The organism is Paenibacillus sp. J31TS4 (assembly GCF_018403265.1).
Taxonomy (GTDB): Bacteria; Bacillota; Bacilli; order Paenibacillales; family NBRC-103111; genus J31TS4.
In genome coordinates this window covers 400,721-413,566 of record NZ_BOSI01000003.1, presented here as the reverse complement: position 1 = coordinate 413,566, position 12,846 = coordinate 400,721, and the positions used below count along the sequence as shown (strand labels likewise).

Annotated in this window: 8 protein-coding genes; 1 reads left to right on the top strand and 7 read right to left on the bottom strand. The window is 61.3% G+C overall.

Features of this window, described 5'->3' with window-relative positions:
- Positions 1 to 2 precede the first annotated feature (2 nt).
- The 7 genes from KJS47_RS16765 to KJS47_RS16735 form a co-directional block, all read right to left on the bottom strand.
- Entirely contained in the window at positions 3 to 1,409 is a 1,407-nt protein-coding gene (locus KJS47_RS16765) for an ABC transporter substrate-binding protein (RefSeq protein ID WP_213526208.1), read from the bottom strand.
- A gap of 64 nt (positions 1,410 to 1,473) precedes the next feature.
- Entirely contained in the window at positions 1,474 to 1,941 is a 468-nt protein-coding gene (locus tag KJS47_RS16760) for a NanQ anomerase/TabA/YiaL family protein (RefSeq protein WP_213526207.1), read from the bottom strand.
- A gap of 38 nt (positions 1,942 to 1,979) precedes the next feature.
- Positions 1,980 to 2,939, bottom strand: coding sequence for an ROK family protein (locus KJS47_RS16755; protein WP_213526206.1), 960 nt, complete (start codon positions 2,937 to 2,939; stop codon positions 1,980 to 1,982).
- A gap of 4 nt (positions 2,940 to 2,943) precedes the next feature.
- Entirely contained in the window at positions 2,944 to 3,636 is a 693-nt protein-coding gene (locus KJS47_RS16750; protein WP_213526205.1) for an N-acetylmannosamine-6-phosphate 2-epimerase, read from the bottom strand.
- Positions 3,637 to 3,649: 13 nt separating this feature from the next.
- Positions 3,650 to 4,570, bottom strand: coding sequence for a dihydrodipicolinate synthase family protein (locus tag KJS47_RS16745; RefSeq protein ID WP_213526204.1), 921 nt, complete (start codon positions 4,568 to 4,570; stop codon positions 3,650 to 3,652).
- Between the two features lie 275 nt (positions 4,571 to 4,845).
- Entirely contained in the window at positions 4,846 to 6,063 is a 1,218-nt protein-coding gene (locus KJS47_RS16740; RefSeq protein WP_213526203.1) for a response regulator, read from the bottom strand.
- Positions 6,035 to 7,831: a sensor histidine kinase gene (locus KJS47_RS16735; protein ID WP_249716463.1), complete on the bottom strand. Its 1,797-nt coding sequence runs from the start codon at positions 7,829 to 7,831 to the stop codon at positions 6,035 to 6,037. Before KJS47_RS16735 ends, KJS47_RS16740 begins: the two co-directional genes overlap by 29 nt.
- Positions 7,832 to 8,335: 504 nt before the next feature.
- Between KJS47_RS16735 and KJS47_RS16730 the strand changes: the two genes are divergently transcribed.
- The gene (locus KJS47_RS16730; protein WP_213526202.1) at positions 8,336 to 12,724 is read left to right on the top strand and encodes a lamin tail domain-containing protein; all 4,389 of its coding nucleotides are present in this window, start codon (positions 8,336 to 8,338) and stop codon (positions 12,722 to 12,724) included.
- Positions 12,725 to 12,846: the final 122 nt, after the last annotated feature.

The window sequence follows — 12,846 nt, the reverse complement described above, 5'->3', positions numbered from 1 at the left end:
CGTTATTTCTTGTAGACGGTGGAGCTTTCCTTCGCCTTCTGAATGACGCCGTTGCCTTTGCTTTGGTAGTCCTTCACAGCCTGAGCCGGTGTCTTCTCGCCGATGTAGATCGCCTGGAGCTCCGGATAGAGCAGCTGGCGCAGCTGGCTGTAGCCCGGCACGTTGCCCGTTAAGTTGAACAGGTACTTGGAGTTGGCATCATAAGCGGCAAACAGTGGGTACTGGTCCTTCAGCTCCGAAGCGACCGAGCTTCTGACCGGAACGCTGTTCTTGGAGGCCTTAACCAGCTCGGGATCGGTCGAGTAGAATTTGACGAAGTCTTTGGCGACTTCCATCTTCTTCTCGTTGCCCGAGTTGAACACGTTGGAGCCGACAACATAGGTGAAGGACAGCGGGTCTCCGCTCGCCGAAGGCACGTTCGCGAGTCGCAGATCGAACTTAGGCGCTTTGCCGCTGTTCATGTCGGCCTTGGCGTTGTTGAACAGGACGGCATTGGTGAAGGAGATCGCCAGCTTCTGGTTCTGGAACATAGCGTTCGCATCGTTGGAGGAGACGGACTCCGCTCCCGGGTTCGTGTACCCGTTCTTGTAAATCTTTTGCAGCCATTCCGCCGCCTTGACACCGTTTGCATCGTCCAGAACGATATTGCCCTTGTCGTCGAAGAACTTGTTGCCGAACATCCGCAGGTAAGCAAGGTTCCAGGTGTCGCCCTGGTTGTTCAGCCCGTACAGCGCCATCGGCTTGGCGTTCGGATACTTGTCCTTCGGCAGCTTGGTCTTGAGCGCTTCGAGGATTTGCTCGTATTCGCTCATCGTCCAAGTCTTGATCTCGTTCTCGCCGCCGATTAAGCTGTCTAGGCCAGCGGCCCGGAACATGTCGGCGTTGTAAGCGAGCGTGCCCGGGTTGTGGGCGAACGGATAGAAGTAGATGTTGTCGCCGAACGTAACGCTATCCCAGTAGTTTGCCGGGATGTCCTTCTTGGCCGCATCGTCGACGATGTCGTTCAGCGGAACCAGCGCGCCTCGGTGGGCGTAGTCGCCCATGGCGAAGACGCTCTCGAAGAAGATGTCGGGCGGCGTGCCGCCGTTCAGGTTGACGTTCAGCAGCTCGTCGCGCTGGTCGCCGGCGACGACCTGAACCTTGACCTTGGCGTTGTACTTGTCGTATTGCTGCGCGAATTTCTCGGCCGCCTTCTTGAAGAAGCTGTCGTAATCCGCGTTCGGCTCGGAAGCGTCGAAGACGCCCTTCCATTGCGGAGTGAGCCACAGGGAGATTTCCACGTTTTCCTTGCCGTTGGCTCCCGTTCCCGTACTGCCGCCCGAAGCGGAGTCTTTGCTGCCGCAGGCGGCCAATACGGAGAGTGCCATAACCGATGCCAACATCAGAGCGGGCACACGTTTTTTAACCATAGGTTGAATCCTCCTAAGAAGAGTGAAAGTCTGCTGCAGTCTGTGCAGCGGGTATCCGGTCGATCTAGAACAAGCGGGTATGCAGCTTCATGACGACCTTGCGTACCGGAGCGGGACGGTCGGCGAGCAGAGGGCGGTGGATGTCCTCCGGAAAAAGCACCACGTACGTGCCGGGGGTGAGCCGCACCGGCAGCTCTCCCGGAATGTCGCCGTACAGCGCCGTATCGTCCCCCGTCTCGTACGGACGGGTCGGGATCAGGTCCTCCCGTCCGGCGGCCCAGCCGATCGTCTCGTCACCCTCGAGCAGATAATGGATGTCGAGGAACTGCTCGTGCTTCTCGGCCGGCTGCTCCGCGCCCGGGCGGGTCGAACGCTCCATCACGATGGCAACCATGTCGTCGTCTTGGAGCGGATACGCTCCCGCCTCGAGCTTGCCGAAATCGGTCGTGGTCAAATAATCAATCGCCTGCTGCAGGACAGGATGGGCGAACGCCCGATCTTTTGCCCAGTTGCTGCGGTGTCCAATAATCATGGCTCTTATCCTTCCCTCGGTGCTGCCTCGTTATTTGGTCACGGCTCCCAAAGTTGAAGAGCCGCTCCGATCATGCCGCTCCAGTTGCCTTGGTACGCCGGGACGATCCGCACGCCGTCGAGGAACGAGGCCATACAGCGTCTCGTCGTCTCCTCCCGGACCCGGTCGAAGAAGGGAGCCCCGGCCTCGGCTACTCCGCCTCCGATGACGATGACCTCGGGGTTCATCGTATGGATCAGCGAGGCGAGTGCCGAGCCGAGCGCGGCGAATGTCTCGTCCATGACGGCGGCCGCGTGGGCGTCGCCTGCCTGCCAGCGGGCGATCACGTCCCGGGCATCGACCGGAGCGGCCGATTCGATGCCATGGGCCTGCAGCCGCGCCCGCATCCTCTTGGCGATGCCGGTGCCGGACGCGTACTGCTCCAGGCAGCCGACGCCGCCGCAGACGCAGGGCAGGCCGCGATAATCGACGGACAGATGGCCGAGCTCGCCGGCGCCGCCCCAGGCGCCGTGCACGAGCTTGCCGTCCGCGAGCAGCGCTCCGCCGACGCCGGTACCGAGCGCCAGGCAGAGCATCTGGCTCGCGCCTTGTCCGGCACCGAGCGTCTTCTCGGTGTACACGAGCACGTTCACGTCGTTGTCGACGCGGACGGGGAGGCCGAAGCGCTCCTCGACCAGCCGCTTCAGCGGCGTGCCCGTGTAGCCGGGAAGCAGCTCGGAGGCGAAGCGGATGCTGCCGTCCTCCCGGTTCACCTGGCCGGCGGTGCCGATGCCGATGCCCGCGAGCGGGTACCGGCCGCCGTCAGCGCCCAGCTCCGCCTGGAGCGTCTCGACCGCCGTCACGATGCGGGCATAGACCTCCCGCTCGCCGGCCATCGTGGGGAGGCCGACGGTGCGGAGCACCTCGCCCTGGCTGCTCACGAGACCGGCGTGGATCTTGGTGCCGCCCACATCCACGCCGATCGCGTAGCCCGGTGCCGGTTGGCGAATAGCGGTCATCGGGCTACCCGACGACCTTCCGGACCGCTTCGGCATAGCGGGCCGTGATGAGCTGCGGCCGGGTGATCGCGCTGCCGACGACCACGTACGTGGCGCCGGCCTGCAGGGCGGCTGCCGCTTCCGCCGGCGTCCAGATGCGGCCCTCCGCGACGACCGGGGTGCGGACCGCTTCGCTGAGGCGCGCGACCAGGCCGAGGTCGGGGCCTTCCAGCTTGGGGCTGTACGGCGTGTAGCCGGAGAGGGTGGTGCCGATGAAGTCGGCGCCGAGCCGCGCTGCCGCGAGACCTTCCTCGAAGGTCGAGATGTCCGCCATCACGGCGGCGCCTGCTTCATGCGCACAGGCGATGAGCTCGGCGGCCCGTTCCAGCCGGTCTTCCCGGTCCGTTACGTCGAGCGCCACGATGTCGGCGCCCGCCTCGACGATGGCACGGACCTCCTCCAGCGTCGGCGTGATGAAGACGTCGGAGCCGGGGATGGTGCGCTTGATGAGCCCGATGACCGGCAGCTCGACCTCTTCCTTGATCGCCCGGATATCCGCCACGCCGTTCGTGCGGATGCCGATGGCGCCGGAATGCGCCGCAGCCCTCGCCATCTTGGCCATCGTGTCGCCGCCGTGCAGCGGCTCGTCCTCGAGCGCCTGGCAGGAAACGATGAGCCCCCGACGGGCGAAGATACGTGCTGCGTCTACGTTAGCCATGGGAATCGCCTCCTTATGCCTGCGCCTGCCGAATGTAGGCGGTCAGCTTGTCGTGCAGCGCCTGAACGGCTTCCTGGTCCTGCTCGGTTGCCGGAAGCAGCGGCAGCCGCGGCTGGCCGATGTCGATGCCGCGCAGCCTCAGGAGAGCCTTGCAGCCGCCGTACAGCGACGGGAACTTCAGCAGGTCGGTAATGATTTCGTTGATCTTGAACTGCCAGTCCCGGGCTTCGTCCCAAGCACCTGCGCGAATACAGGACTCGAGCTTCAGGAACAGCTCCGGCATGACGCCGTAGGTGCCGCCGATCCCGCCGTCGGCGCCCACGCTCCGGCCGGCGAGATACTGCTCGTCCGGTCCGTTCAGCACGAGGAACTCAGGGCCCCCGGCTGCCTTGAACTGCTGCAGCTCATAAGTGCTCTCGGAGGAGATCTTCACGCCGATGACCTTGTCGAGCGCGGCGAGCTTCGTCAGCATGGCGGTCGACAGGTGGAAGCCGGTCAGCTGGGGAATGTGATAGATGATGAAGGGCAGCGAGGTGCTGTCGATCATCGCTCTCCAGTGGGCTTCGACGCTCGCCGGCGACAGCCGGTAATAGATCGAAGGAACGGCCGACACGGCGTCCGCCTTTACGGATTCCGCATGCTTCGCCAGCTCCACGCTTTCGCGGGTCGACGGGGCCCCGACATGGGCGATCACCGCCAGCTCTCCGCCTACTTCCTCCATAACGGCCTCCAGCACCAGCTTGCGCTCCGCGGCCGATTGCAGCATGCCTTCGCCGCTGCTGCCTCCGACATACAGGCCCTTCACTCCGGCGTCCTTATACAACCGTGCCAGCTTCCGAACCGCTTCGGTGCTGATTTCTCCTTGTTCGTCATAGCAAGCATAGAAGGCTACGATGACGCCTTTGAATTTGTCCAAATCGAATTGGCTTCCCATCCTATGCGCTCCCCCTTTTTTTGTCAGCTCTATCCATGGGATGAAAGCAGGGCCGGGCGGCCGGTGGACCGTGCGCTCCCCCGTTTGAAAGTGCTTTCAATCAAAAATTATAGACCTTGCGGGCCCGGGCCGACAGGAACGGATTTTCGGATTTTCTTCACTTCGTTTGGATTTGGAGCAAATGTTCACTTTGTTACGGACGAATGTTCACTCTCTTTAGAAAAACGCGCATGCAAAAAGCCGGCTTCGGAAAGCCGGCGGGGCTGCTGCCTGGATCATTTGAACTGGTTTCTGTATTTTTGCGGAGACATTCCCTTTATTTTCTTGAACAGGCGCCCAAAGTAATTGATATTCTCGTAGCCGACCTGGAGGGAGATTTCGTAGATCGGCATCGCGGTATGCGTCAGCAGATAGGCCGCCTTGTCCACGCGTAACGTGTTCAGACAGTCGGTGAACCCGGTTCCCGTCTCTTTCTTGAAGAGGAAGCTCAAGTAGCTCTCGCTCATGTTGATCATCTCGGCCGCCTGCTTGAGAGACAGCTCCTCTGTAAAATGATCCTGCATGTAAGCGAGCAGCCGCTTGATGTCGTCGCGGCTCGTTTCCTTTACCCGCTGATGGGCGAGCGCTTCGCGCGCCTCGGCGAACGCCCGGCCGAGCTCCCGCCATTCCCGGAGCGGACCGCTGGCGCCGTAGCTGAGCTCAATACCGAGCAGCCGGTTCGAGGAGCGGAGGAGCTGGTCGGCGAGCGCGTCGGCATTGGGCGGAGTGAGGGGATCCGAGAGCAGCAGGACGATCTCCCGCTGGTCGGTCTCAAGCGGCCGGCAGGCGAGGGCGCCGCCCAGCTCGGACTGGAACAGATGGACCAGCATCTGGAGGGCGGACGCCTTCGATACACCTTCGCGCAGCTGGTGTGGCGCCAGGAGGAGCAGGCAGCTGTTCGGCGGGAGCGCGGCCGGCTCCTCTAGGGACCCGCCTTCCGCTTCGCCCGGAACCGGAGGCCCCTCTAGGGGGGCGCCGCTCCGCAGCCACTTGCCGATGGCGGTGGCGAGCCGTTCGCCGGGAGACGCGGCCGCCTCCACCGGGTGGGCCTCGGAGGGGTCTGGCTTCCGCCGCTGTGCGATTTTGCCAGATGCCTCGACCAGGAGCCCGAGCAGCTCGTCCGGCTTGAGCGACGTCTTCAGGATATAATCCTCTACGCCCAGCTTCATCGCCTTGCGGACATAATCGAACTCGTTATGGCTGCTGAGCACAATGATGAGCGTATCCGGATAGCGCCGGCGGACCTCCTCGATCAGCTCGAGTCCTCCCATGCGGGGCATGACGATATCCGTCAGGAGAATATCCGGCGCCTCCTGCTCCATCAGCTCCAGTGCCTTGGCGCCGTCGGCCGCGTCCCCCAGGAAGGCGAATCCGTGCCGCTCCCAGTCGATCAGCGCCCGGATCCCGAGGCGCACGAGCAGCTCGTCATCTACCAGCATCACTTTTAACGTCATCGGCGCCCATCCCTTCCTGCATCTTCTTAATGGGCAGCGTGATCCGGACCGTCGTTCCTTCGTTCACGCCGCTGTAGATCGCAAGGCCGTATTCGTCCCCGTACTGCAGCCGGATGCGGTCGTGGACGTTCTGAATCCCGATGCGCTCCAGCGGCTCGTTCGAGCGGGCCGCCAGCCGGCCGCGCAGCTCCTCCAGCTTGTCCGGCGGGATGCCTACCCCGTTGTCCTGAACGGTCAGCACGAATCGCCCTTCCTTGTGCTCCGCGGTGACGACGATCCGGCCGGGCCCGCTCGACGGCTCGATCCCGTGCATCAGGCTGTTCTCGATAATCGGCTGCAGCATGATCTTGATGACCTCCTGGTCCCGGTATTCCTCCGGGATGTCAATCTCCAGGGTGAGCCGTTCGTTGAACTTCATCTTCATCAGCGCCGCATAATTCTCGATATATTCGATCTCCCGGCGCAGCGGCAGGAGCGTGCCGCCTCGTCCGATGCTCTGCTCGAGGATGCCGCCGAGATTGGACAGCATGTCGCCGACCTCCCGGTCGCTGCGGATATAGGCCATCCATTTGATATTGTTCAGCGTGTTGAGGATGAAATGGGGGTCGATCTGCGCCTGCAGGGCGCGGAACCGCATATCCTCCTTCTGCTGGTATTCCTCCTTGAGCCTCTGCAGCAGCTGACGGATCTGCTTGACCATCCGATTGTACGTCACGATGAGGGAGGAGATTTCCTCGGGTCCGGTCACGGGCAGCTCGGCGTGGAAGTCCTTGCGCTCGAGCACCTGCATCCGTTTGCGCAGCAGCTTGAGCGGCCGGCTCATTCCGTAGGAGATCGACAGGGTGATGATTGTGAAGACGATGAAAATGAAAACAACGATCACGGCCTTCGTTTTGTTCAGGTCGAAGATTTCTTTGAAGATGGTATCGTAAGGCACCTTCTGCACAAGCTTCCAGCCGTTCGCGTCGACCGTGTCGAAATTGACGATGGATTTGTGGCCGTCTTGATCCAGAATGACCTGCCCGCTGTGCTGGGTCCAGAGCTTCGGCATGTAGCTCTCCTTCGCGATGCTGGTCCCGATGAGACTTGCATTCGGACTGGAGACGATCGTGCCGTCCTTGTCCACGAGATACAGCTCGCCCTCGAGACCGGTCAAATATTTGCGGAGATCGCTCTCCGCCACGCTGAATACGATCAGGCCGATGTTTTCGTTGGTGGGCAAATCCGTAATGGACTTGACCAGCGTCAACACCGTTTTGCGGTCGGTATACAGAAATGGTTTGTCGTTGAACATCCATTTATTCTGGAAGGGAGTCTGCAGCATGGATACGTACCAGGGCGAGGAAATGTACTGCCGGTACAGATTCTCCTCGAGATAGCGTGTGCTTTGCCAATTGCCCTCGCGGTCGAACAGCGTCACGTACGTATTGGAGAAGTAGGGGCTGAACGAACGGTTCAGGTACTGGTCGTTGAGCCGGAGCTTCTCATAATGGGTCAGCGCCTCCGGCGTCCGCAGCAGCTTCTTCATGTCGGGGTTTATCGAGATGTTGACCGCCGAGTTAAGCATATCCTCGAAGAACAGCTGGACGTTGAAGGTCATCATCACGAGCGCGTCCTGGGCGGAGCTGCCGATCCTGCGTTCAATGGCGCTCTCCATCGGCTTGTCCAGAAAATGGTTGGCGAGCAAAAAAGGGATGACCAGGAAAAGCAGAATGGAAACAAAAATCCGGTTGCGGATGGAATTCAAATAGCCGGCTAGTCGTCTCATGTTGGCCCGATCCGCCCCCTTTCTTCCTCCGTTAGGGAGGGAATCCTCTACAAGTCTAGACCCGCGTAAACCGATTGTAAAGGCTTCCCCAAAGCCCGGAATCCTTAACGTTCCTATTGTTTCCAGAAAGAAAGACATTGCAGACAAAGGGGGCGGAAAACCACCTGGTTTCTTCCGGAAGAAACAGGATATGGGAAGGAACCGGAGAGAGTTTGTTAAACTTTCTTAACATCGGCTGTTATGGGGAAAAAGCGCTTGCATTTCCGAGAGGAACAGAAGATAATGATGGAGAGCCTGCCTGCAATCGGTTTCATGCAGGTCAGAACAGAATACTCATGGGTGGAGACATTGAGAAAACCCGGGTACAATTGCTCCTTGCCGGATCGCGCATTCGCGCCGGTCTGTTCGGCAAAGGGAAAATGCCTGAGGTTTTTTTTGTGTCTCTATTTTTGTATGCCTTGCCCGCGCCAGTCCGCAGGAGAGGAAACCAAAAGGAGGAAGAGAATGAAACGCAAATGGAAAAAGGCAGTCGCGCAATCGGTCATGCTGTCGCTTGTCGCCACATCGGCGGCGGCCGGCCTGCCGGCGGGTTCCGCTTCGGCAGCGAACGTACCGCCCATCTTCATTACGGAGCTCGTTCCCGATTCGGCGAATGTGGCGTCGAACGACGGCTATGAATATGTAGAGCTGTACAACGCCACCGATGCACCGATCAACCTGACCGGCTACAAGCTCAAGGGTGTTGTGCCGGACTCGACCAGCAAGTGGGAAGGGACTATTCCCGCCGGCGTCCTCATCCCTCCGAGAGAGACCGTTCTGATCTGGACGCAGAACAAGACGATTACCGACCAGAACCTGACGAAGGACCAGTTCCGCCAAAACTACGGTCTGACCGCAGCCGAGCTTCCGGACGACCAGCTTCATATCATGCCGAACGTGTCCGGCCTGTACAACGGCAGCGCTACCCAAAAGAACATCGCCATCAGCCTGGTCGATCCGGCCGGAGCCGAGCTTGTGGTGGCCACCTACTTTGTGAACGGAGTCGACGATACGTTCGAGAACAAGGGCATCTCGTTCAGTCAGCCGATCTCCGGCATCGCGATGCTCCATAACGGCGGCAACAAAACGGCGACGCCGGGACGGCTCGCAGCGGACGAAGTGCCGGGCGGCGCACCGAACGGAGCGATTGCCGTCGGCGGGGATCGCAGCCTCACCTTGACCTGGTCGCCGGTCGGCGGCGAGTCCGGCTACAAGCTCTACTCCCGCGACGGGCTGGCCCCCGCTACGGTTACCGGTACGACGTATACGTACACCGGCCTGACCAACGGCGCGGACTACACGTTCACCATCTCCTCAGTCTATCCGGACGGCAGCGTGTCTCCGGCGTCCGCCCCGATCCGGGGGAAGGCGGGAGTGGCGACGGCGCCTGCAGCGCCGACCGGCCTGCAGGCGCTGCCGCGCGACGGAGCGATCCGGGTCAGCTGGAATCCATCTCCGGAGGGCGATGTAATCGGCTATCGCCTCGTCCAGAACGGCGTGCAGCTGCCGAACCTCGTGACGGGCACCTCCTATGAAGCGACCGGTCTGACGAACGGCCAGCCGGTGACCTTCGAGGTTTATGCGGTCAACCAGGCGGGACTCGTGTCGTCCCAGCCGGCAGTGACGGTGCAGAAGTCGCAAGCTGCGCCGGCTATCCTCGTGACGGAGATGGCGCCGGATACGAAGAACGTAGATTTCAAAACCGGCGGCACGGATGCGTTCGAGTTCATCGAGCTGCACAATACCACCTCGACGCCTCTCAATATCAAAGGCTACACGCTGAATTACATAGCGGGTACCAAGGTTTACCCTTATCCGATTACAGAGGACAAGATCATACAGCCCCAAGGGACGTTCATCATCTGGTTCAAAAATACGAACGTGCAGCAAGTAACGCTTGAGCAATTCAACACAGCGCACAACAGCTCGGTAACCGAGGACCAGGTTTTCGTCGTCGTGAACGGCGGCATGTCGAACAGCGCCGCCCGCGGCGTCGAGATCGTCGCGCCGGACGGCGCCGTGCTCAGCTCGGCTGCCTATGAGCCCGGGGATATCGGCGAAAGCATCAGCGCGAACTTCATCCCGGACCGTGCGAACGGGCCGGTCTCCGAAGAGCGGTTCAGCATGCCGACGAATCCCGGCTATCTGTATCCGGTGCAGCGCGCGGCCGACCCGGCGGATACCGAAGCGCCGGCTGTCCCTGCGAGTGTGCAGGTAACGGCGGGTGTCGGCGGCGTGAAGGTCAACTGGAGCGAGGCGCTCGAGGAAGACGTCGCTTACGTGAACGTCTACGTGAACGGCGCGGTCGCCAAGAAGCTGCTCATGCCGGCCCATGAAGCCGTTATCGAGGGGCTTGCGAACGGAGCGGCGGTGACCGTTCAGGTCAGCGCCATCGACACGGCCGGCCGGGAATCGGCGCTTTCCTCTCCGATCGAGGTGACACCGACCGAGGATGCGATTCCGGCTCTCCTCATTACCGAAGTGATTCCGGACACGTGGAATTCCGAGCCGCTTGATGCGCGCGACGTCTACGACGCGTTCGAATATATCGAGATTTACAACCCGAGATCGCAGCCGGTTGACCTGAACGGCAAGACGATCCGCTTCACCCAGCCGGACGACGCGACCAAGAGCTGGGAGTGGACCTTCCGCGAGCCGACCGTGCTGGAGCCGAAGAAGACGCTGCTCTTCTGGGTGCGTCCTAACGGGCTCAGCTATCTGGAGAAGGACGGCTTCAACTACTCGTACAGCGGCTTCCAGACAGATAAATACGTGCCCGAGTCTTCCATTATCCTCGGGGACGGTGCCGGCGGCCTGAACAACAGCGGCGGCATCATCGATATCGTGGAGCCGAACGGCACGGTGACCGTTTCCGCCTCCTATACGGCTGGCCAGTTCCTGGAGAAGAAAGGCATCTCCTACGCCTACCCGATGTTCGGCGGCCATGACATGCGGCAAGTCGGACTGAAGCAGACGGCAACTCCCGGCGTCGTGGACGCAGCCCAGGTTCCTCCTGTGGCCAAGGCCGACGAGGCAGCGCCGTCCGTACCGGCAGGTATTCAAGCGAAAGCAGGTGCAGGCGAAGCGACGATCCAGTGGCAGCCGAACAAGGAAGCCGATCTCGCCGGGTACCGGCTGTATATGAACGGCCAGTTCGAGCTGACGCTTCCGGCCACACAGACGTCCTACACGATGCCGGCCCTGCCTGGCAAAGTAAAGGTGACGTTCGAAGTAAGCGCCGTAGACAAGTCCGGCAACGAGTCGGCACGTGTGTCGGTCGCCGTGACACCGGACTACGCCGTGATGACCCAGACGGAGCGCAAGCCCAGCCCCGCGAACGCCTTGACGGAATCCCGCTTCCAGGAGGCGTGGAACGTCGGGGAGAAGGGACCGATCATTCCGGGCCTCGTGCAGGGCCACGTGCCGCAGGGCATGGCCTATTACGCCGATCAGGAACGCGAGTGGATGCTCATGGCAGCTTACCACTACTCCGGCGATCCGAGCACGATGGCGGTAGTTGACGCCAAGACGGGCGAGCTGGTGAAGTACGTCCATCTGAAAAACAGCGACGGCTCGCTGTATACCGGCCACGCAGGCGGCGTAGCGGTAAGCAAGAACAACGTCTGGCTGTCCTCCGGCAAGCAGATGTACCGGCTGCCGATTCAGTCGCTGATCAACGCCCAGAACGGCGGCTTCGCCCAGTTCGCGGATTCGTTCGGCGTGGTGACGAACTCGTCCTTTGCCGCCTATGAGGACGGCGTCCTGTGGGTAGGCGAGTACAGCAACCCGCCGTCGTACACGGTGAACCCCGCGCATACGCTGACGAATCGGGACGGGGAGACGCAATTGTCCTGGATCGCCGGGTACAAGCTGAATGAGGATGACCTTATGCCGGCGGACAAGCCGTCCTTCCAGGAAGAGAATATGAAGAAGGTCATTCCGGATTACGTGCTCAGCATCGGGGACAAGATCCAGGGTATCGCATTCCATCAAGGCGAAGTGCTGATGACGTATAACTACGGGCGGCCGTACAACGAGATCGTGCGCCACACGATGCCGAACGTGACGGATTCGGCGACGAAGGATACCGAGGTGACGGTAGGCGGAGCAGCGGTTCCGGTCTGGTTCCTCGACGGCGTCAACCGGACCGGGGAGACGACCGTACCGACTGCGGCAGAGAACATGTTCATCCGCACGGAGAACGGCGAGGACTATGTGTACGTCAACTTCGAGTCGGGAGCGAACCATATGCGGTTCATGTCCTCCTACTCGATGGATCGTCTGCTCAAGCTGAATCTTAAGCAGATGCGGGCCTACGACAGCCGTACGCTGACCGGTATTCCCGATGGACTGAAGGTAGGCGAGGAGACGCAGGCCGCCGTTCTTGCCGACCGCGGCAAGGCCGAGGCCGAGAACGTGACCGGCAGCTATACCTGGACGAGCAGCAACCCTGACGCGGTCCAGGTGACCGCGGACGGCAAGGTCCGGGGCATCCAGCAGGGCGAAGCGACGATAACCGGCCGGGCAGGAGAGAGTGTCTTGCAGGCGACGGTGAAGGTAGCTGCGCCGGATTCGCTGGAGGCCGTCCTCCCTCCGGACGGACGTCTGACCGAGGGAACGACGTTCCAGTTGGGGCTCCAGGCGGTTTATGCCGACGGGACTAAGTACATGGTTCCGACGGGTGCCGTCTATACGGTGAAGAGCGGCTCGGGAGCGATCCGGGTGAGCGAGTCGGGGCTCGTGACTGCCGTGAAGCCAGGCGCTACGTTCGTAACCGTGGCATACGGCGGGCAGAAAACGGAAATCAAACTGAATGTAAGACCGGCAGAAGCCGGCGGACATCCGAAGTCGTAGCAGCAGGAGATTCCGCGGCACCAAAGCGGCCCGTTCCTCTTAGAGAGGAATGGGCTTCTTTGGCTTCCGCCAGTTTTGCAGGATGGCAGGAAAACGGGACGGGCATCTAGAAAAGTTTGGGA